18 protein-coding genes are annotated in these 20,301 nt (G+C 70.8%); 15 read left to right on the top strand and 3 right to left on the bottom strand.

Annotation, left to right across the window (positions count from 1 at the left end; all coding sequences use genetic code 11):
• Together galE and MLY01S_RS06135 are read left to right on the top strand one after the other, a co-directional pair.
• A partial coding sequence (gene galE / locus MLY01S_RS06140; RefSeq protein WP_067190307.1) for a UDP-glucose 4-epimerase GalE occupies positions 1–822 on the top strand: 822 nt, incomplete at its 5' end.
• A 63-nt stretch (positions 823–885) separates the two neighbouring features.
• The gene (locus MLY01S_RS06135) at positions 886–5,331 is read left to right on the top strand and encodes a glycosyltransferase (protein WP_067190305.1); all 4,446 of its coding nucleotides are present in this window, start codon (positions 886–888) and stop codon (positions 5,329–5,331) included.
• A gap of 150 nt (positions 5,332–5,481) precedes the next feature.
• Here the strand turns inward: MLY01S_RS06135 and MLY01S_RS06130 are convergent, their stop codons facing one another.
• Together MLY01S_RS06130 and MLY01S_RS06125 are read right to left on the bottom strand one after the other, a co-directional pair.
• Positions 5,482–6,384 (bottom strand): ABC transporter ATP-binding protein, encoded by a 903-nt coding sequence (locus MLY01S_RS06130; protein WP_067190303.1) that lies wholly within the window; start codon positions 6,382–6,384, stop codon positions 5,482–5,484.
• Positions 6,368–7,288, bottom strand: a complete 921-nt coding sequence (locus MLY01S_RS06125; RefSeq protein ID WP_067190301.1) for an ABC transporter permease — start codon at positions 7,286–7,288, stop codon at positions 6,368–6,370. Before MLY01S_RS06125 ends, MLY01S_RS06130 begins: the two co-directional genes overlap by 17 nt.
• 309 nt (positions 7,289–7,597) lie before the next feature.
• Between MLY01S_RS06125 and wecB the strand changes: the two genes are divergently transcribed.
• On the top strand, positions 7,598–8,764 hold the full coding sequence (gene wecB / locus MLY01S_RS06120) for a non-hydrolyzing UDP-N-acetylglucosamine 2-epimerase (protein ID WP_067190299.1): 1,167 nt from the start codon (positions 7,598–7,600) through the stop codon (positions 8,762–8,764).
• Between the two features lie 178 nt (positions 8,765–8,942).
• Here wecB and MLY01S_RS06115 read toward each other — a convergent pair whose 3' ends face one another.
• A complete protein-coding gene (locus MLY01S_RS06115; RefSeq protein WP_067190297.1) occupies positions 8,943–10,247 on the bottom strand; it encodes an MFS transporter in 1,305 nt (434 codons plus the stop codon).
• Positions 10,248–10,298: 51 nt separating this feature from the next.
• Here MLY01S_RS06115 and ftsY point away from each other — a divergent pair, with 51 nt between their 5' ends.
• From ftsY to MLY01S_RS06055, 12 genes are all read left to right on the top strand, one after another.
• The gene (gene ftsY, locus MLY01S_RS06110) at positions 10,299–11,471 is read left to right on the top strand and encodes a signal recognition particle-docking protein FtsY (RefSeq protein WP_067190295.1); all 1,173 of its coding nucleotides are present in this window, start codon (positions 10,299–10,301) and stop codon (positions 11,469–11,471) included.
• Positions 11,472–11,746: 275 nt separating this feature from the next.
• Positions 11,747–13,054, top strand: coding sequence for an ammonium transporter (locus tag MLY01S_RS06105; protein WP_067190293.1), 1,308 nt, complete (start codon positions 11,747–11,749; stop codon positions 13,052–13,054).
• Positions 13,055–13,251: 197 nt separating this feature from the next.
• Positions 13,252–14,835 (top strand): signal recognition particle protein, encoded by a 1,584-nt coding sequence (gene ffh, locus MLY01S_RS06100; RefSeq protein WP_067190291.1) that lies wholly within the window; start codon positions 13,252–13,254, stop codon positions 14,833–14,835.
• Positions 14,836–15,053: 218 nt separating this feature from the next.
• Positions 15,054–15,509 (top strand): 30S ribosomal protein S16, encoded by a 456-nt coding sequence (gene rpsP / locus MLY01S_RS06095; protein WP_067190289.1) that lies wholly within the window; start codon positions 15,054–15,056, stop codon positions 15,507–15,509.
• A 2-nt stretch (positions 15,510–15,511) separates the two neighbouring features.
• The gene (locus MLY01S_RS06090; RefSeq protein ID WP_067190287.1) at positions 15,512–15,751 is read left to right on the top strand and encodes an RNA-binding protein; all 240 of its coding nucleotides are present in this window, start codon (positions 15,512–15,514) and stop codon (positions 15,749–15,751) included.
• Positions 15,752–15,864: 113 nt separating this feature from the next.
• Complete coding sequence (gene rimM / locus MLY01S_RS06085) at positions 15,865–16,434, top strand: ribosome maturation factor RimM (RefSeq protein ID WP_067190285.1); 570 nt, start codon at positions 15,865–15,867, stop codon at positions 16,432–16,434.
• A gap of 3 nt (positions 16,435–16,437) precedes the next feature.
• Positions 16,438–17,142, top strand: a complete 705-nt coding sequence (trmD, locus tag MLY01S_RS06080) for a tRNA (guanosine(37)-N1)-methyltransferase TrmD (protein ID WP_067190283.1) — start codon at positions 16,438–16,440, stop codon at positions 17,140–17,142.
• A gap of 205 nt (positions 17,143–17,347) precedes the next feature.
• Positions 17,348–17,701: a 50S ribosomal protein L19 gene (gene rplS, locus MLY01S_RS06075; protein WP_067190281.1), complete on the top strand. Its 354-nt coding sequence runs from the start codon at positions 17,348–17,350 to the stop codon at positions 17,699–17,701.
• Between the two features lie 37 nt (positions 17,702–17,738).
• Positions 17,739–18,473, top strand: coding sequence for a signal peptidase I (gene lepB / locus MLY01S_RS06070; protein ID WP_067190279.1), 735 nt, complete (start codon positions 17,739–17,741; stop codon positions 18,471–18,473).
• Positions 18,470–19,147, top strand: a complete 678-nt coding sequence (gene lepB, locus MLY01S_RS06065) for a signal peptidase I (RefSeq protein WP_245232036.1) — start codon at positions 18,470–18,472, stop codon at positions 19,145–19,147. The genes lepB (MLY01S_RS06070) and lepB (MLY01S_RS06065) overlap by 4 nt, the downstream gene beginning before the upstream one ends.
• Positions 19,144–19,920, top strand: coding sequence for a ribonuclease HII (gene rnhB / locus MLY01S_RS06060; protein WP_067190277.1), 777 nt, complete (start codon positions 19,144–19,146; stop codon positions 19,918–19,920). The genes lepB (MLY01S_RS06065) and rnhB overlap by 4 nt, the downstream gene beginning before the upstream one ends.
• Positions 19,917–20,252, top strand: coding sequence for a DUF2469 domain-containing protein (locus tag MLY01S_RS06055; protein ID WP_067190312.1), 336 nt, complete (start codon positions 19,917–19,919; stop codon positions 20,250–20,252). The genes rnhB and MLY01S_RS06055 overlap by 4 nt, the downstream gene beginning before the upstream one ends.
• Positions 20,253–20,301 lie beyond the last annotated feature (49 nt).

Raw genomic sequence — 20,301 nt, 5'->3', positions numbered from 1 at the left:
CTGTCCCGAGACAGCTCCGTCCCCGAGCTCACGGCGCTGCTGCGGGACCGGGGGATCGACGTCGTCGTCCACTTCGCCGCGAAGAAGGTCGTCGGTGACTCGGTGGTGCAGCCGGAGGAGTACTTCCGTGCGAACATCGGCTCCACGGTGAACCTGCTCACAGCCATGCGCGCCGCGGACGTGGACTCCATGGTGTTCTCCTCCTCCGCGGCCGTGTACGGCGAGCCGGAGGCCACCGTCGTGTACGAGGACACGCCGACGGCGCCCATCAACCCGTACGGCCAGTCCAAGCTCGTCAGCGAGCTGTCCCTCGAGAACGCGGCGCGGGCCTGGGGGCTCCGGGCCGTCGCGCTGCGGTACTTCAACGTGGCGGGAGCGGAGAGCGCACAGCTGGCCGACACCACCACCACGAACCTCATGCCGGCGATCCGAGACGTGATCACCCGGGGCGACCGGCTCTCGGTCTTCGGCTCGGACTACGACACGGTCGACGGCACCTGCGTGCGCGACTATGTGCATGTGGTCGACCTGGCCGAGGCACACCTCGCCGCCCTGCCGGCCGTCACCCGGGACGCCCCGGCCCGGACCCTCGCCTACAACGTCGGCACCGGACAGGGCAGCAGCGTGCTCGAGATCGTCGAGGCGTTCCGCTCCTATCCCGGCATCACGCTGGACTACGACCTGTGTCCGCGCCGCCCCGGGGACCCCGGGGCTCTCACGGCCGACGTCTCGCGCATCGCGGAAGACCTCGGCTGGACCTCGCGCCACTCACGGGAGGACATCGTCGCCTCCGTGGTGGACTTCGCTCCGCTGGCCGACTGACCGCCACCCACCACCGGGCAGCACACCGACCCCCTGAACCCTGACTACCGAGGACTCGCATCAATGATCCAGCTGTTCCTTCGATTCTCACGACGACAGCAGCTCGTGATGGGGCTGTTCGTGCTCCTCGCGCTGGTCGGGACCGTCCTGGCCTTCATCGTGGACCACACCGTCCTGATCATCGGCCTGTTCTGGATGCTGTGCGCCGCGGTCTTCGTCATGATCATGTACCACCGCCGGCTGAACGCGAAGATCACGCGCTTCGCCCGCGCCCGCGGCGCCGCCGTGCCGGGGTCGGCCGCGCGCAAGCCCGCGTCCAAGGGCGCGGCGGCGCGGCTGTCCTCCCAGGAGTCGCTCGAGACCCTCCGGGCCGCGTTCGAGCGGCGGGGCACCGTGGCCGCGGGCCTGCCATTCGCCCGCAAGCTGATCCAGGAGAAGGGCGACATCAGCGGTGCCCGCGAGGTGCTGGACCAGATCCGGGACAAGAGCGGTCTGAAGGAGGCGGAGGTCGGCTACATCCGGCGCGTCGACTCGCTGCACCGCTTCCTCTCCGAGGACGTGGAGCTGCCGCAGCGACACCGCAGCTACAACTACGTCCCCGTGCGGAACAAGGTCATGTACGCCGTGGGCATGTCCCCGGTGTCCGTCACCAACGGCTACACCTCGCGCACCAAGGGTGTCGTGGAGGGGCTGACCGGTCAGGGCCTCGACGTGTTCGTGGCCCCGATGCCGGGCAAGCCGTGGGACAAGAAGACCGTCCAGGGGGGCCGGCGCGTCCCGGCAGAGCAGCGCCGCTACGTCGAGGAGATCGACGACGTCCGCTACATCCACAACCCGGGCATCCCCGCCTGGGAGGGCGACATCGACATCTTCTTCCAGGTGGCCGCCGACGCCTACGTGCGCGAGGCCATGATCGAGAAGCCGGAGTACATCCTCGCGGCCTCCAACTACCTGTCCGCGCTGCCGGCGCTGATCGCCGCCCGTCGCCTGGGCATTCCGTTCGTCTATGAGATGCGCGGCTTCTGGGAGGTCTCTGCCGCCTCCGTCCGCGAGGGCTGGGCCGACTCCGACCAGTACCGCCTCGACCGTCGCATGGAGGACCTCGTCGCAGGCTCCGCCGACCGCGTCGTCGTCATCACCGAGGAGATGCGCCAGGACTTGATCGCCCGCGGTGTCGACGGCGACCTCGTCTCCGTGGCGCCCAACTGCGTGGACGCGGACACGTTCGCGCCCCTGGGCAAGGACACAGCCCTGCTGCGCAGCCTCGGCTTCTCCGAGCCGGACCTGCCGGTCGTCGGCTTCGCCGGCAGCGTGACCGACTACGAGGGCCTCGACCTCGTCGCCGAGGCGCTGGCCACCCTGAAGGGCCGAGGAACCCGGTTCAATTTCCTCGTGATGGGCGGCGGAGCCTACCTGGACCGCCTCAAGGCCCTCGTCTCCGAGCTCGGCCTCGACGCGGACACCCGCTTCGTCAGCGGTGTCCCGAACGCCAAGATGCCCGCCTACCTCTCCAGCATCGACGTCTTCCCGCTGGCCCGGAAGTCCCTGCCGGTGACGGAGCTCGTCTCCCCGCTCAAGCCGCTCGAGGCGATGGCGGTCGGCGGTGCGGTCGTCCTCTCGGACGTCTCGCCGCACACGGTGTTCTGCGGGCCGGACCAGGCGACCGCACTGAGCTTCGCCAAGGACGACGTGGCGAGCCTGGTCGACCGTCTCGCCGAGGTCCTCGAGGATCGCGAGGCCGCCCGGGCCATGGGCGTGCGCGCCCGCCGTTGGGTGAAGGAGAACCGCAGCTGGTCCGTCACGGGCGCCCGCATCGCCGAGGCACTGGGGTCGCTGTCGCGCGACGGCCGCACCGCGGGGGCCGATGCGGAAGCCGAGCGACCGCTGAAGGACTTCACGGTCGCGTTCATCGGCGACGTGTTCACCTCGGATACCTTCGTCCCGGAGCTGACCGCCCTGCGCGTGCGTCCGGACGACTGGAACGAGCAGTTCCAGACGCACAGCGTCGACGCCCTGTTCATCGAGTCCGCCTGGCAGGGCAACGACGGCGCCTGGACGGGCATCATCGGCTACTACGACGACGAGACCCATGCTCCGATCGCAGAGCTCATCGCGCACTGTCGTCAGCACGGCATCCCGGTGATGTTCTGGAACAAGGAGGACCCGGTCCACTACAACCGCTTCAAGCGGACCGCCTCCCTCTGCGACTACGTGTTCACCACGGACGCGCGGACGATCGTGGACTACAAGTCCCTGCCGGACAACCAGATCAAGACCGTGGCCTCCGCCCCGTTCGCCGCGCAGCCGCTGCTGCACAACCCCCTGCCGAGCACGCGTGAGCAGGACGAGAGCATCGCCTACGGCGGCACCTACTACGGCGACAAGTACGCGACCCGCAAGCAGGGGCTCGACTTCCTGTTCTACGAGTCCGCGCCGTTCGGCCTCGCCATCTACGAGCGGGTGCACAACGACCCGAACTCGCCGTACCGCCTCCCGGACCGGTTCCGCCGGTACGCACGGCAGAGCCTCAGCTACCCGGACATGTGCCAGGCCTACAAGGCCCACCCGATCCACCTCAACGGCAACTCCGTGGTGGACTCCCCGAGCATGTTCTCCCGCCGCGTCGTGGAGATCACCGCGTCCGGCTCGACCGTGCTCAGCTCGGCCGGCCGCGGCGTGGACGAGACCCTCGCCGGGACCGTGCCGACCGTGACCACCCCGGATCAGGCGAACGGCCACCTTGAGGCATGGAAGGGCTCCGAGGCGCTGCGCCACGAGGGCCTGTGGAAGGCGTTCCGCCACGTGTACGAGGCGCACACCTGCGCCCATCGTCTGGTGTACATGATGCGCGTGGCCGGCTTCCGGGTGCAGAGCCCGGCGACGGCCCCCGTGGCGGTCGAGTGCTCGCGCGCGGACGTGCCTCTCTTCGAGGCTCAGACCATCCGTCCGGCCCTGTACCTGCTCACCGACTCGACCGACGGCGTCCAGGCCTCCTGCCCGGTGGTCCACGCCGAGGGTGAGGCACGCGTGGCTGCGCTGCGCGAGGCCGGCATCGGCCACGTCGTGGTGCACCGCGCCGGTGCCCCCGCTCCGGAGGCCCACCTGCTCGAGGACATGTCCCTGGCCCTGCGCTTCGGCGACTGGAAGGCGGTCGGCACGCGCACGGTCTCCTGGGGCAAGGGCGAACCGCACGTGCGCATCGCTGCGCTGACCTCGGACATCGAGCCGGGCACGGTCCTGCTCGCCGAGGACGTCTACGAGGCGTGGCTGCAGGGCTCCCCGCCGGCGCTCGACGACGACCAGGTCTTCGCCTGGCAGCGGGTGGTGGACCGTGACGGCTCCGCCCAGGCCTCCGGAGGAACGGCGGCGGTCGTCTCCGGCACCGCGTCGAGCCCCGTCGGTGCCGGTGCCGCAGCGGCCGGTGCATCGGGTGTGCAGGCCTCTGCCGGCCTGCCCGACGGGTCCCAGGACGTCGCCGGCGCCGTCATGGTGGGCGAGGAGACCACGCAGCCCCTGACGGTGCTGGTGGCCGGTCACGACCTGAAGTTCTTCCCGCAGATCACCGCCGTGCTGGAAGGAGCGGGCCACCGCGTCATCGTCGACCAGTGGGGCGGCCACGACATCCACGATGAGCAGCAGAGCCGCCGTCTCCTCGCCGAGGCTGACGTGGTGTTCTGCGAGTGGGCGCTGGGCAACGTGAAGTGGTACAGCCGGAACAAGCGTGAGGGACAGCGCCTGATCGTGCGCCTTCACGCCCAGGAGCTGCGCACCCGCTTCCTCCGGGAGGCGGATCTGAAAGCCGTGGACACCTTCGTCTTCGTCTCGCCGGTCGGCATGCGCCGCGCGCAGATCACCTTCGGTGTCCCGGCCGAGCGCTCGGTGGTCATCGGCAACACCTTCGACTTCGACGCCTTCGCGGCGCCTCGTACGGACCCGGACCCGCACGTGCTGGGCATGGTGGGCTCGGTGCCGCAGTCCAAGCGACTGGACCTGGCGCTCGACGTGATGGAGCGTCTCACGGCCGAGGACCCGGGCTACCGCCTCGTGGTCAAGGGCAAGGAGTACATGGAGTACCCGTGGCTGATGAACCGTGAGCCCGAGCGCGAGTACTTCGAGGCGCAGTATGCCCGCCTGACGGACTCTCCGGCGCTCCAGGGCGCCGTGGAGTTCGGCGGGCACAGCGCCGACATCGCCGAGTGGTACCGCACCGAGCCCGGATTCATCCTCTCCACGAGCGACCACGAGGGCACCCACCAGGCCATCGCCGAGGGCGGCGCCGCCGGCTGTGTGCCGATCATCTGGCCCTGGGCGGGCGCCGAGTTCGTGTACGGAGAGCGGTGGCTCGTGGAGGACGCCGCCGAAGCCGTGGACCGGGTCCGTCGCCTGACGGCGGACCGGGACCGGTTCCTGCAGGAGTCCGCCGAGGTGCGCGAGTTCATGCGCAGCCACTTCGCCCCGGCGACGATCGGCGCCCAGATCCTCGAGGTGGTCGAGGGACGCCGCCGCTGAAGAGTGATCGCGCACCGCGCGGATCCGAACGACGAGGGGCCCGCCCCGCAGCCGTGCTGCGGGGCGGGCCCCGTCTCCGTCGTGACGGCCCCGTTGTGACGGCGCGGGCCGCGCGGTCAGGTTCAGGCGTCCACGGTGCCGGCCGTGCGGTCAGGTGTCCACGGTGCCGCGGCGGATGTCCTCGATCCGCTCCTCGAAGGTCGAGGCGTAGCGCGCCTTGACCTCGAGGGCCTTCTTCTCGCCGTGCTTGCGGAGGGCGTTCATGAACATGCTGTAGTCCTTCATGACGCGTATGGTCTCCCCGTCCTCGACGATCTCGCCCTTGTCCATCCAGACCACGCGTGTGCAGAGCTCCCGGATCACGGGGGCGGAGTGGTTCACCAGGAATCCCGTGCCGGACCGTGCGATGAGGTCCTTCATGGCCTGGTTCGACCGCTCCCGGAAGGCATCGTCGCCGGTGGAGAGCGCCTCGTCGATCATGATGATGTCCGGCTCGGCGGCCACCGAGATGGAGAAGCGCAGCCGGGCCCGCATGCCGGAGGAGTAGGTGCGCATGGGCATGCGGATGGAGTCACCGATGTCCGCGAGCTCGGCGACCTGCGCGATCCGGGCCTGGACCTCGTCCGGGGTGAGCCCCATGGCGAGCAGGCCGATGCGGATGTTGTCGAGGCCCGTCAGATGCGGCATGAGGGCCGCTCCCACGCCCATGAGCTGGGGCTTCGAGGCGGCGAAGACCTCGCCTGTGGTCGGGGCCTCGACGCCGGCGAGGACGCGCAGCAGTGCGCTCTTGCCGGAGCCGTTGCGGCCCACGAGGCCGATGAACTCGCCCTGGCGCGCAGCCAGGCAGACGCCGCGGACGGCGTGCACCACGCCGCGCTCACCGGCGGACGAGAAGAGCCCGCGCGTCTTCTCCTCGCGGGCGATGCGCACCGGGTAGTCGAGCGTGATGTCGGTGGCCAGGAGGGTGAGGTCTCCGAACTGCCGTGCGTCGTCCGACGCGTCGGTGTCTGTGCGGCCGGACTCGCCGGCGTTCCTGTCATCGGTACTGGTCACGGCCGTAGGACTCCTCTCCGAGCCAGAAGACGAAGAAGCCCACCACGGACAGACCGACGGCGTACGCGCCGAGGGTGACCCAGTGGGCGGCGGACGGCATGACGCCGTCGATGATCAGGTCGCGGTACATCGTGAGGACGACGAACACGGGATTCATCTCGATGATGTCGTGGAGCACCGGGTACCGGTCGGTGAAGCGGGTGATCGGGAAGATCACGCCGGAGCCGTACATCAGGATGCGGGTCACGAACTGCATGAAGCGGCTGACGTCCGGGAACAGGGTGCTCGCCCGCGCCAGCAGGAGCATGATGCCGAAGTTCATGAGGATGTGCAGGACGAGCACGACCGGGACCAAGAGCCAGGTCCACTCCGGCGTCTCGTGCGGGGGGATGACCAGGACGAGCACGAACATCACGCCCACGGCGAGCATGCGCTGCAAGACGTCGAAGAGCAGATCCGCGATCGGCAGGGCCATGCGGGGGAACTGGAAGGCCCGTGTCAGGGACATGTTCGAGGAGATCGTCCGGGTGCCGCCGGTGAGTGCGGCACCGGTGAACTGGAACATGAACACGCCGATGATGACGAAGGCGACGTAGTTCGACATGCCGCGGTCGAGCTGGAGGAGCACGCCGAAGACCAGCCAGTAGAACGTGGCGTCGAGCAGCGGGCGGAGGATGAGCCAGAAGGCGCCGAGCCGGCTGTCGTCGTTGCTGGTCACCACACGGCTGCGGGACTGCCACCAGATGAAGTGGCGACGCTGCCAGAGCTGACGGATGTAGCTGCCGAGCCCGGGACGTCCGGTGACCGAGGTCAGGTGGGACGCGTCGCCGTAGGCGTCGTGGACGGCGCTGCGGAACTCGTCGGTCCGGGACGCGGGTCGCCCGTCGTGGCGCTGTGTCGACATGGGTGTGTGCGCCTGCCTTTCTCACCGTGTGTCCCATGGACGTCGGGTGGCGGCCAGGGGGTCGTGTCACGGTCGCGCGCCGTCGTCAGCGCCGTGCGGGGCACGGCACGACGACGCCGTCGCCGCCGGAAGGCGGCGTCGACCGCTGTACCAGTGTAGGAGACCGCGCGGTGCCGGCGGCGATCCTGCGTGCCGAGCCGGTGCCGGCCGGGGCCGTGGACTATGGTGGGGGCAACTCGAGGGCGGGCCACATGTGCCCGGAGAACCAGTGGCCTCGAGACCGCCGACTCCCACACAGCGAGGAACACTGTGAAGAAGATCATGCCGATCTACGGCACCCGTCCGGAGGCCATCAAGGTCGCCCCGATCGTGAAGGCGCTGGAGGCGTCGGACCAGTTCGACTGCGTCGTGGCCGTCACCGGCCAGCACCGCGAGATGCTGGACCAGGTCAACGAGCTGTTCGGCATCGTCCCGGCCCACGACCTGAACATCATCCAGCCGCGCCAGACCCTGAACTCGATCTTCGCGAAGATCCTCGAGGGCGTGGACCGCATCCTGGTGGAGGAGAAGCCGGACGCGGTCGTCGTCCAGGGCGACACCACCACCTCCACCGCCGCCGCGATCGCCGCGTTCAACCTGCAGATCCCGGTGGTGCATGCCGAGGCAGGCCTGCGCAGCTTCGACATCATGTCCCCGTTCCCGGAGGAGGCGAACCGCAAGCTCACCTCCCAGCTCGCGTCCCTGCACCTGGCGCCGACCCGTGTGTCCAAGGCGAACCTGCTGCGCGAGGCCGTGGACGAGGCCGATGTGTACATCACCGGCAACACCGTGATCGACGCCCTCCTGGAGGTCGTGGACAAGAAGATCCCGTTCACCGACCCGCAGCTGGCGGAGGTCGAGCAGAAGGTGGCGCAGGGCACCAAGGTCGTGTTGGTCACCACCCACCGCCGTGAGAACCAGGGCGAGGCCATGCGCGGTGTCGGTCGTGCCCTGGCCCGCCTGGCGAAGCAGAACCCGGAGGTCCTCTTCGTCCTTCCGGCCCACAAGAACCCGGTGGTCCGCGAGGCCGTCCTGCCGTTCCTCGAGGGCCTGGAGAACATCGTGGTCACCGAGCCGCTGGCCTACGGCGAGTTCACCCACATGCTGTCCCTGGCGAACGTCGTGCTCACCGACTCCGGCGGCGTCCAGGAGGAGGCCCCAGGCCTCGGCAAGCCGGTGCTGGTGATGCGGGAGAACACCGAGCGCCCGGAGGCGGTGGAGGCCGGCACCGTCCGCCTCATCGGCACCGCCGAGGACGTCGTGTTCGAGCAGGTGCAGACCCTTCTGCACGACGAGGCCGCCTACAAGGCCATGGCCAACGCGGTGAACCCCTACGGCGACGGCAGGGCCGCCGGCCGCACCGTCTCCGCCATCGCTCAGATGCTGGGTGTCGGCGAACGGGACTCCGAGTTCGACGACGGCCTCGGGGAGCGCTGAGCCACCAGCCTCCGCCGGCAGGCCCACGACGACGGAGCCCGCCTTCCGCTCAGGAAGGCGGGCTCCGTCGTGTCCGGGATCCCGGCACTGACGTGCCGGCGGTGCAGGCGAGGCGGGCGACGGGGTGGGGGACCGTCGTCGGGAAGCAGCAGGCCCGGCAGCGGTGCCTGCGTGCCGCTCAGCTCTCCTCGGGCGAGGTGCGCGGCTTCTCCGGCGGGACGATGACCGGCAGGGTGCCCGTGCGGGGCCCGCCGGGGCGGACCGGCAGGTTGGTCTCCGGGGCGCGGGCCCAGGCGATCGCACCGATGGCCAGGACGGCGCCGGTGGCGAAGAAGGCCCAGTCCCAGCCCCACATGTCCGCCATGGCACCGGCGAGCAGCGGACCGATGATCGCGCCCATGTCTGCGGACATCTGGGCCGTGGACATGACGTGGCCGGCCTTGCGCTCCTGGCCGACCATGTCTGCGATCGCCGCCTGCTGCGGGGAGTTGAGGGTGCCGGTGCCCGCGCCGGCCAGCAGACAGGCGACGAGGAACAGCGCGGGGGAGGAGGCGAGGCCGATCAGGCCCGTCATGACCGCGGTGGTGGTCAGGCCGATCAGGATCAGGGGCTTGCGTCCGTGGACGTCGGACAGGCGTGAGCTGAACGTCACGGCGGTGACGTTCCCCGCGGCGAACAGGGACAGGGCGAGGCCGGACATCAGGGCGCCGTCCACCGCGTACCCGAACAGGGCTGCGCCGGCGAACGCGGTGGAGGCGTAGAGCGGCATCACGGAGTTGCGGACGCCGAAGGTGGCCCAGCCGTTGGAGAAGAAGGAGACGAGCGCGGCCCGGTAGGAGGGCAGTGCGAGGGCCTCCTTCAGCGGCATCGGCGGTCGGGAGTCCTGCACGCGGCGGTCGGCGCGGCGGGTGTCCTTGAGCTGGAAGAACACCAGCGCCGCGGCGCAGACCAGAGCGGTGCCGTAGATGAGGAACGGGATGCGGAAGCCGAACACGGACAGCGCCGAGCCGACGATCGGGCCGACGATGTTCCCGACGAGGAAGGCGGAGGCGTAGGCGCCGGAGACGCGGCCGCGGATGGTGGGCGGGGACTTGCGGGCCAGGAACGCCATCGCGGAGACGGTGAAGAGGGTGGAGCCGATCCCGCCGAGGGCACGGAAGACGATGAGCTGGGTGAAGTCCTGGGCGAAGGCCGTGAGGAACATGGACAGGGCCACGATCAGGACGCCGGTCATGTACACGGGCGTCTCGCCGAGCCGGTTCGTCAGCCGTCCGGACACCGGGGCGAAGAGCAGACGCGTGACGCCGAACGCGGACACGACGGATGCCACGGCCATCGCAGAGGCGTTGAAGGAGTGGGCGTAGGCCGGCAGCAGGGGAGCGATGAGGCCGAAGCCGATGGCGATCGTGAACGCGGCGGCCACCATGACCTTGATCTCACGGGGGAGGGGGATGCGGGTCGCGTCAGATCGTCGGGTGGCCATAGGGCGGATTGTCTCACGGAGCGGCAACGGGGTCTGTGACAGACTGGAAGCGTGGAGTTCACTCTGATCATCGCTGTTGTCATCGCCCTCGCCGTGGGCGTGGTCCTGGTCGGCTTCCTCGACCGCCGCCCCGCGCCGCCGAAGGGCACCTACAAGGAGGTCCGGGACCCCGACGACCCGGGCCGTGGCGGCACCGCCGTCCTCGAGCGCGAGCCGGAGGTCGTCGAGCCCGAGGCCGAGCCGGAGCCGGAGGTCGTCGAGCCCGAGGCCGAGCCGGAGCCGGAGGTCGAGCGGCCGGAGGCCGCGGGCTCGCGCCTGCAGCGCCTGCGCGCCCGGCTGCTGAAGTCCAACAACGTCTTCGGCAAGAGCCTGCTGGCCCTGCTCTCCCGCGACCGGATCGACGAGGACGTCTGGGACGAGGTGGAGGAGACCCTCCTCATGGCGGACCTCGGCACGGAGCCGACCATGGAGCTCGTGGACCGCCTCCGCGACCGCGTGAAGGTCGAGGGCACCCAGGACCCGGAGCAGGTCCGCTCGCTGCTGCGCGAGGAGCTGCTGGCCATGGTGGACCCGTCCATGGACCGCCGCCTCGAGGCCTCCCGCAAGGGCGACCGCCCGGCCATCACGATGGTCGTGGGCGTCAACGGCGTCGGCAAGACGACCACCGTGGGCAAGCTGGCCCGTGTGCTCGTGGCCGAGGACCGCAAGGTCGTCCTCGGCGCCGCGGACACCTTCCGCGCCGCCGCCGCCGAGCAGCTCGCCACCTGGGGTGCCCGCGTGGGCGTGGACACCGTCCGCTCGGACAAGGACGGTGCGGACCCGGCATCGGTGGCCTATGAGGCCGTCGCCGAGGGGATCCGCCAGGAGGCGGACGTCGTGCTGGTGGACACCGCCGGACGGCTGCAGAACAAGGCCAACCTCATGGACGAGCTGGGCAAGATCAAGCGCGTCATCGAGAAGCAGGGCGAGGTGGACGAGGTCCTGCTGGTCCTGGACGCCACCACCGGTCAGAACGGGCTGACCCAGGCCAAGGTGTTCGCCGAGGTCGTGGACGTCACCGGCATCGTGCTCACCAAGCTCGACGGCACCGCCAAGGGCGGGATCGTCGTCGCCATCCAGCGCCAGCTGGGCGTTCCCGTGAAACTCGTCGGCCTGGGCGAAGGCGCCGACGACCTGGCGCCGTTCAGCGCCGAGGGCTTCGTCGACGCGCTGCTCGCCGACTGACCCCGCCGGTCCCGCGGACAAGGGGACCCACGATGACGGCTCCGTCGCCTTGCGAGGCGACGGAGCCGTCGTCGTTCCCGCACCGGGACGACGGGGTCGGATCCGGCCGGCTGTCGGCTGTGTCACACGATGGAAACGATCCCTTACCTCCCCGCAACACGGGGGCGCGCAACGGGCAACACGGGACGGGGAGCCTGGTCACAGGTCGCGGCCCGGTCCATCCCGGCCGGCGCCGCGGCGGCCCCCCACACGACGCACGGAGAGGACGACGAGAGATGGACGTCGAGCTGACCCCCCTGAGTGCCGAGGCGGTGTGGACCATGGTCTGCGCCGGGCTCGTGCTGCTGATGACCCCCGGACTGGCCTTCTTCTACGGCGGCATGACGCGCGCCAAGGCCTCCCTGAACATGATGATGATGTCCTTCATCTCCATGGGCCTGATCGGCGTCGTGTGGGTGCTGTGGGGCTACAGCATGACCGGCGGCGACGGCTTCGCCGGGATCGTCGGCAACCCGTTCGCCGACTTCGGCCTCTACGGCGCGGTGAACACCGAGGGCCTCGTGGGCATCGGCTTCGGCGCCACCTTCGCGATCATCACCGTCGCCCTGATCTCCGGCGCGGTCGCCGACCGTGCCAAGTTCAGCACCTGGTGCGTGTTCGTCCCCGTCTGGGTGACCCTCGTCTACTGCCCGATGGCCTTCATGGTCTGGGGCGGCGGCCTGCTCTCCGCGGACGGCGCCATCGGCTCTGTGGTCGGCGAGGCCGTCGACTTCGCCGGCGGCCTCGTGGTGCACACCGCGGCTGGCGTGGCCGCCCTCGTGCTGGCCCTGATGATGGGCAAGCGCGCCGGCTTCGGCGTGGACCCGGGCCACCGCCCGCACAACATCCCCTTCGTGATGCTCGGCGCCACCCTGCTGTGGTTCGGCTGGTTCGGCTTCAACGGCGGCGCCGCCACGGACGTCCAGACCGCCGGCTTGATCTGGGTGAACACCCTGGCCGCCCCGGCCGCCGCCATGGTCGGCTGGATGATCGTCGAGGTCGTCCGCCACGGCCGCCCGACCTCCCTGGGCACCGCCTCCGGCATCGTGGCCGGCCTGGTCGCCATCACCCCGGCCTGCGCCTACGTGGACCCGGTGGGCGCCGTGGTCATCGGTGCGGTCGCCGGCGCCGCCGCCGCCCTCGCCGTGAACCTGAAGTACAAGCTCGGCTTCGACGACTCGCTCGACGTGGTGGGCGTGCACCTGGTCGCCGGCATCATCGGCACCGTGATGATCGGCCTGTTCGGCCGCCCGGAGCTGGTGTCCGAGGAGGGCATGGCCGGCCTGTTCTACGGCGGCGGGCTCCGCCTGCTGCTCGCCCAGGTGGTGGCCGTGCTGTTCACCATCGTGTTCACCGGCGTGATGACCGCGATCATCGCCTTCGTCCTCAAGGCCGCCATGGGCCTGCGCGTCTCCGCCGAGGAGGAGGAGCGCGGCGTCGACCTCGCCCTGCACGCCGAGTCCGCCTACGACTACGGCCTGGGCACCGCCTACAGGGAGGACGGCGGCGAGGCGCAGGCCGCCGAGCCCACGCCCGCGCGCTGAGCCCGACGGCGACGGCCGTCTCCCGCCGCCGCCCGAGGACACCGAGGGCCCGGACCGCCGCACGGCGGTCGGGGCTCTCGCCGCATCGTCCGCCCTTGCTTCGGTTGCTACCCTGGTGGGGCGCCGACGGCGCCATCCGACGCCGGGCCCCTCGCGCCCGTGCCGATCCCGCCCCCTTCCGAAGGACCACCACCGCCGTGTTCAACTCCCTGTCTGATCGTCTGGCCAACACCTTCCGCAACCTGAAGGGCAAGGGCCGGCTCACCGAGGCGGACATCGACGCCACCGCGCGCGAGATCCGCCGTGCGCTGCTGGACGCCGACGTGGCCGTGCCGGTCGTGCGTCAGTTCATCGCGCAGATCAAGGAGCGCGCGCTCGGGGCGGAGGTCTCCCAGGCGCTGAACCCGGGCCAGCAGGTCGTGAAGATCGTCAACGAGGAGCTCGTGGAGATCCTCGGCGGCGAGACCCGCCGCATCCAGCACGCCAAGACCGGCACCACCGTGCTGATGCTCGTGGGCCTGCAGGGCGCCGGAAAGACGACCCTGGCCGGCAAGCTGGCCCACCAGCTGAAGTCCGACGGGCACACCCCGCTGCTCGTGGCCTGTGACCTCCAGCGACCGAACGCCGTGAAGCAGCTGCAGGTGGGCGGCGAGCGTGCCGGTGTGCCGGTGTTCGCTCCGCACCCGGGCGTCTCCTCCGAGTTCGAGGTTCCCACCGGGGATCCGGTCCAGGTGGCCCTGGACGGCATCGCGGAGGCGAACTCCAAGTACCACGACGTGGTCATCATCGACACCGCCGGCCGCCTCGGCGTGGACCAGGAGCTGATGCAGCAGGCCAAGGACATCCGCGCCGCCGTGAACCCGAACGAGGTCCTCTTCGTCATCGACGCGATGATCGGCCAGGACGCCGTGGCCACCGCCCAGGCGTTCAACGAGGGCGTCGGCTTCACCGGCGTGGTGCTCACCAAGCTCGACGGCGACGCCCGCGGCGGCGCCGCCCTGTCCGTGCGGCACGTGACCGGCAAGCCGATCATGTTCGCCTCCACCGGCGAGGGCCTGAAGGACTTCGAAGTCTTCCACCCGGACCGCATGGCGTCCCGCATCCTGGACATGGGCGACGTGATGTCCCTCATCGAGCAGGCGGAGAAGAACTGGGACCGCTCCGAGGCCGAGAAGATGGCCAAGAAGTTCGCGGACCAAGAGGACTTCACCCTCGACGACTTCATGAGCCAGATGCAGCAGCTCAAGAAGATGGGCTCGATGAAGAAGATGCTCATGATGATGCCGGGTGCCCAGAGCATGCGGCAGCAGCTCGAGCAGTTCGACGAGAGCTCCATCGATCGCGTCGAGGCCATCATCAAGTCGATGACCCCGCACGAGCGCGTGGCGCCCAAGATCATCAACGGCTCCCGTCGCGCCCGCATCGCCAAGGGCTCCGGCGTCTCCGTCTCCGAGGTCAACGCCCTGCTCGAGCGCTTCGGCCAGGCCCAGAAGATGATGAAGAAGATGGCCTCCGGCGGCGGCATGCCCGGCATGCCCGGCATGGGCCCCGGCCCCGGCAGGGGCGGCACCCGGAAGAAGGGCAAGGGCAAGGGCAGGCAGAAGGTCCGCTCCGGCAATCCGGCGAAGGCCGCGGCCGAGCGTCAGGCCCTTGAGGAGCGTCGCGCCCGCAGCGCCCAGAAGCCGGGCTCCATGTTCGGCCAGGACTTCGACCCGTCCAGCTTCAACGCCCAGGACCTGAACCTCCCGGCGGGCTTCGACAAGTACCTCAAGGACCGCTGAGCCCGGCCCCCGCGCCCCTCGGGCGCGGCGCGACGGACAGGGTGGCGCGCCCGACGTGTGTTCCGGGCCGATCTCTGGCAGAATGGCAGGGCACTGAGCGCGCGGACGACCCTCTCTCCTCCGCCTGCGCTCCGTCCCGCGGTTCGGCCGACGAGGATGCGCCCCACGTCCCCGGCCGAGCACCGCACCTCAGACCAGAAACAGGAGAAACCACAAACGTGGCTGTCAAGATTCGACTGAAGCGCATGGGCAAGATCCGTGCTCCGTACTACCGCGTGGTCGTCATGGATTCCCGTACCCGCCGCGACGGCCGTGCGATCGAGGAGATCGGCAAGTACCACCCGACCGAGGAGCCGTCGTTCATCCAGATCGACTCCGAGCGCGCGCAGTACTGGCTGTCCGTCGGCGCCCAGCCGACCGAGCAGGTCGCCGCACTGCTGAAGGTCACCGGCGACTGGCAGAAGTTCAAGGGTGAGGCCGGCGCCGAGGGCACGCTGAAGACCAAGGCCGAGAAGGAGGCCTTCGTCGCCGGCGACAAGGAGTCCGTGATCCTGCCGGAGGCCCCGAAGGAGGAGGCCCCCGCAGAGGAGACCGAGTCCGCCGAGGGCGAGGCTGAGGAGTCCGACTCCGTCGAGGGCGAGACCGCCGAGGCTGAGGCCGAGAAGGCCGAGTGACCATGCTCACCGAGGCTCTCGAGCACCTGGTGCGCGGCATCGTGGACAACCCGGACGCCGTCCGCGTGGACGCGCGGCGGCAGCGCCGGGGCGAGATGCTGGAGGTCCGTGTCGACCCGGCCGACCTCGGGCGGGTGATCGGCCGTCAGGGCCGCACCGCCTCGGCACTGCGCACCGTGCTGGACGGGTTGGCCGGCCACCCCGTCCGCGTGGACGTGGTGGACACCGACCGCCGCCGCTGAGCACGTCGGGCACACGCCTGTGACCACGGCCCGCCGCCACCGGTAGAACGGTGACGGCGGGCCGTCGTCGTCCCCGCATCCAGAACGTCCGTCCCACCCGAGGAGACACCCGCATGAGCACCCGTACCGAGGGCCTGGTTCGCCTGGCCCGCATCGGCAAGCCACACGGCATCCGTGGCGAGGTGACGGTCCAGCTGTTCACCGACGACCCCGAGACCCGCTTCGCCCCGGGCTCCGTGCTCACGGCTGAGGGGCCTGCCGGCACCCCGGCCGAGCTGACGGTCACCCGAGCGCGGTGGAACAAGCAGATCCTCGTCCTCGGCTTCGAGCAGTCCCCGGACCGCAACGCGGCCGAGGCGTTGCGCGGCACCCAGCTGTTCGCCGCCCCGGAGGACCGGGCCGAAGACGACGAGTGGTACGAGGACGACCTGCTGGACCTCGCCGTCGAGGCCGACGGGCGCCGCATCGGCACCGTGGTCGGTCTGATCACCGGCCCCGCCCAGGACCTGCTGGAGATCGTCGTGGAGGGGCGCGACGAGCCGGTTCTCGTGCCCTTCGTGGAGGAGATCGTGCCGGAGGTGGACGAGGAGCGCGGCGCCGTGCTGCTGACCCCGCCGCCCGGACTTCTCGACCTGAACGAGCCGGGCGCCGACGAGGCCCCCGACGTGGAGTCGGAGGCCTGAGCTGTGCGCATCGACGTCATCTCGATCTTCCCGGACTACCTGTCCGCGCTGGACATCTCCCTGATCGGCCGTGCACGTCAGGACGGGTTGCTGGACGTGCGCGTCCACGACCTGCGCGAGTACACCCACGACCGCCACCGCACGGTGGACGACACCCCGTACGGCGGCGGCGCCGGCATGGTCATGAAGCCGGAGCCGTGGGCCGAGGCGCTCGAGGCCGTGGCCGCGGACTCGCCGGTGGAGCGGCCCACCCTGCTCGTCCCGACCCCGTCCGGCACCGTCTTCTCCCAGCCGCTGGCCCGTGAGCTGGCCGAGCACGAGCACCTCGTGTTCGCCTGCGGCCGCTACGAGGGCATCGACGAGCGCGTGTTCCCGTGGGCGGCCGAGCGGTTCGACGTGCGCCTGGTCAGCCTCGGCGACTACGTGCTCAACGGGGGAGAGGTGGCCGTGCTCGCGATGGTCGAGGCGGTGGGGCGCCTGATCCCGGGCGTGGTCGGCAACCCGGAGTCGCTCGTGGAGGAGTCCCATGAGGACGGGCTGCTGGAGTACCCGGTGTACACGAAGCCCTCCAGCTGGCGCGGCCACGACGTGCCGCCGGTGCTGCTCTCCGGCGACCACGGGAAGATCGCCGTATGGCGTCGCGCCCAGCAGCTGGAGCGCACCCGGCAGCGCCGTCCCGACCTGCTTGCGGAGGAACCGTCGGCCTGAGCCCGATGTGTGGCATAATGGTGCCTTGCGTCTGCTGGGCGTCGCACCTGCCACAGGGGGTCGGCGTCGACAGCGAGACCACCGGGTCGCGGCCATCGCCGGACCCGGTCACACCGCTTCCGGTTCCCGTCCTGTCCGTCTGCGGACACGGGGCCGGCCTGTCCAGCGCGGGGGACCTGTGGCGTCCGCGTGAGGAGTATGCGACATGCACATCCTTGACTCTTTCGACAACGCCTCGCTGCGCACCGACATCCCGGAGTTCGCCCCCGGCGACACCGTGAAGGTGCACGTGAACATCGTCGAGGGCAAGACCGCCCGCGTCCAGGTGTTCCAGGGATACGTCATGGGCCGTTCCGGCCATGGCGTGCGCGAGACCTTCCGCGTCCGCAAGGTGTCCTTCGGTGTGGGTGTGGAGCGTGTCTTCCCGGTGCACTCCCCGGTCATCGAGAAGATCGAGCTCGTCACCAAGGGCGACGTGCGCCGCGCGAAGCTGTACTACATGCGCGATCGTCACGGCAAGGCCGCCCGCATCCGCGAGAAGCGCGCCGACGCCAAGTGATCGTCCCCGGACACGGCCTGCCGTGTCCGGTCATGCGATGACGCAGCTGGAGCCCCGAGACCCCCGTCGGTCCCGGGGCTCCGCTGTGTCTGCCGAGGGCGGCGAGTCCGACCGGGGCATCCGCTGGCTGCGGAACATCGGGCTGACGGTGGCCGTGGCCGTGGTGCTGGCGGCGGTCCTGCGGGCGCTGGTGGGGCCGGTCTACCTCATCCCCTCCGGGTCGATGGAACCCACCCTGATGCCCGGCGACCGCGTGCGCGTGGACACCTCCCACGAGCAGGGACAGGGACTGGAGCGCGGGGACGTGGTGGTCTTCGACGGTTCCGGCAGCCTCGCGCCCTACCGCTCCCGGACGAGCCTGGACCGGGCGCTGGAGGACCTCGTCGTCTGGTGGGGCCTGGGCGCCAGATCGGACGTCTACGTCAAGCGCGTCGTCGCCCTTCCGGGGGACACGGTGCGCTGCTGCGGGGACGACGGCCGCCTCGAGGTCGACGGGGTGCCTGTCGACGAGCCCTACCTCGGCCGTGCCGTGGACGCCGGCCACCCGGCCAGCGGCACCGAGTTCGAGTTCTCGGTCCCGGGGGGCCGCATGGTCGTCCTCGGGGACAACCGCTCGGACTCGCTGGACTCGCGTGCCCTGCTCGGCGCCCCGGGCGGCGGGCTGATCGGCCTGGACACGGTGGTCGGGACCGCGGAGGACGTCGTCTGGCCCCTGGGCCGGAGGGGCGCCCTGGACGGACCCGCCGCCTCGGCCGGGGAGGGGGCGCCGTGAGCGGCTCCACCACGTGGAAGCGCGTGGGGCCCACCCTCCGCCAGGTCCTCGTGATCGTTGCGGTCGTCCTGCTGCTCACCGGCCTGATCCGCCTGTTCCTGGTCCGCGTCTACCACATACCCTCCGAGTCGATGGAGGACACCCTGCAGGTCGGGGACCGCGTGGCGGTGTCCCTGCTCGTCCCGCAGGTGATGGACCTGCGCCGTGGCGACGTCGTGGTGTTCCGGGACACCAAGGGCTGGCTGCCGGCGGTGCACGACGACGGCCTCGTCACCTCCGTCCTGCGGGTCGCCGGGCTCGTGCCCGAGCGGACCGACGAGAACGTCGTCAAGCGAGTGGTGGGGCTTCCCGGCGACCACGTCCGCTGGGAGCCCGGCGACGCCGGCCTGACGGTGAACGGCGTCGAGGTCACCGAACCGTACCTGTTCGCGGGCGACGCCCCCTCCGAGGAACCGTTCGACGTCGTCGTCCCCGCAGGACGCCTGTGGGTCCTCGGCGACCATCGCAGCCGCTCCGCGGACTCGCGCGCCCACCGGGACGGCCCGGGCGCCGGCTTCGTCTCCGTGGACGACGTCGTCGGACGTGCCGAGGCCCGCGTGTGGCCGGTGTCCCGCTGGGGGAGCGCCGGGTCGGATCCGGACACCTTCGCCGGCGTGCCGGAGGCGTCACGATGAGCCCGCGCCGCCCCGTGATCACCGCCGGACTGCACCTGGAGTCCGCCCTGGCCCAGACCCGGGGCGCCACGGCGCAGACGCCCCTGCTCGTCGCCGGCATGGACGAGGTGGGCCGCGGCGCGATGGCCGGTCCGGCCGTCGTCGGAGCCGTGGCCGTCCGGGTGCCGACCGACGAGGCGCCGCCGCCCGTCCGGGACTCCAAGGCCCTCACGGACCGCCGCCGGCGGAGCCTCGTGCCGGAGGTCCTCGACTGGGCGGCCGCCGTCGGCATCGGGGAGGCCAGTCCCGCGGAGATCGACGAGCACGGGCTCTCGACGGCCCTGGCCCTGGCCGGGCGTCGGGCCTGGTCCGTGCTGTGCCGCAACGCCGGCGCCGAACCGGTCGCCCTGATCCTGGACGGCCGTGACGACTGGCTGACCCGCGGCACAGGCCGCGAGGTCGTGGACGAGGTGCCGGGGCCGGTGCCGCCGGTCCCGCAGATGGTGGTGAAGGCCGAGGACCAGGCCGCCACGGTCGCCGGCGCCTCCATCACCGCGAAGGTGTACCGTGACGATCTGATGATCGCGCTGCACGAGGAGTTCCCCGCCTACGGGTGGGCGGGCAACAAGGGCTACGGCTCGGCCGAGCACCGCGCCGCGATCGAGCAGGACGGCGCCGTCGTCCACCACCGCCGATCCTGGGCGCTGCCGGTGCGGCGCGTCGAGGAGCCCGCGCTGTTCGCGTGGGGCGAGGACACCGGGCCCGACGACGGGCGGGAAGGAGCATGGCCGTGAGCGCCGACGACCTGGAGGACTTCGAGTCCGAGGCCGAGCTGCTGCTGTACCGCGAGTACCGGGACGTGGTCGGCCTGTTCCGCTACGTGGTGGAGACCGAGCGCCGGTTCTACCTGGCCAACGAGGTGTCCCTGACGCCGCACCGCTCCGGTGGCGACGTGTTCTTCGAGCTCACCCTCGAGGACGCCTGGGTCTGGGACGTCTACCGTCACGCCCGGTTCATCAAGCGCGTGCGCGTCCTGACCTTCAAGGACGTGAACATCGAGGAGCTCCCGGCGAACCCCGACCTCTCGCTGCCGCCGGACGGCCCCGGCGGACCCTTCGGCGGCTGACGGGTCCGCGGTCCTGTCCTGCACAGGCCGCTGCGTCCTCCACATTCGG

This window comes from Micrococcus lylae NBRC 15355 (genome assembly GCF_001570885.1).
GTDB classification, from domain to species: Bacteria; Actinomycetota; Actinomycetes; order Actinomycetales; family Micrococcaceae; genus Micrococcus; species Micrococcus lylae.
The sequence above is the reverse complement of the archived record's forward strand: the minus strand, read 5'-3'. Positions and strand labels throughout refer to the sequence as shown.

What these genes read in the sequence shown, in the direction of transcription:
- MLY01S_RS06135 (WP_067190305.1), top strand. Translation starts at nt 886, where the DNA reads ATGATCCAGCTGTTCCTTCGATTCTCACGACGACAGCAGCTCGTGATG.
- MLY01S_RS06125 (WP_067190301.1), bottom strand. Translation starts at nt 7,288, where the DNA reads ATGTCGACACAGCGCCACGACGGGCGACCCGCGTCCCGGACCGACGAG.
- MLY01S_RS06115 (WP_067190297.1), bottom strand. Translation starts at nt 10,247, where the DNA reads ATGGCCACCCGACGATCTGACGCGACCCGCATCCCCCTCCCCCGTGAG.
- MLY01S_RS06105 (WP_067190293.1), top strand. Translation starts at nt 11,747, where the DNA reads ATGGACGTCGAGCTGACCCCCCTGAGTGCCGAGGCGGTGTGGACCATG.
- MLY01S_RS06090 (WP_067190287.1), top strand. Translation starts at nt 15,512, where the DNA reads ATGCTCACCGAGGCTCTCGAGCACCTGGTGCGCGGCATCGTGGACAAC.
- rimM (WP_067190285.1), top strand. Translation starts at nt 15,865, where the DNA reads ATGAGCACCCGTACCGAGGGCCTGGTTCGCCTGGCCCGCATCGGCAAG.
- rplS (WP_067190281.1), top strand. Translation starts at nt 17,348, where the DNA reads ATGCACATCCTTGACTCTTTCGACAACGCCTCGCTGCGCACCGACATC.
- lepB (WP_067190279.1), top strand. Translation starts at nt 17,739, where the DNA reads ATGACGCAGCTGGAGCCCCGAGACCCCCGTCGGTCCCGGGGCTCCGCT.
- rnhB (WP_067190277.1), top strand. Translation starts at nt 19,144, where the DNA reads ATGAGCCCGCGCCGCCCCGTGATCACCGCCGGACTGCACCTGGAGTCC.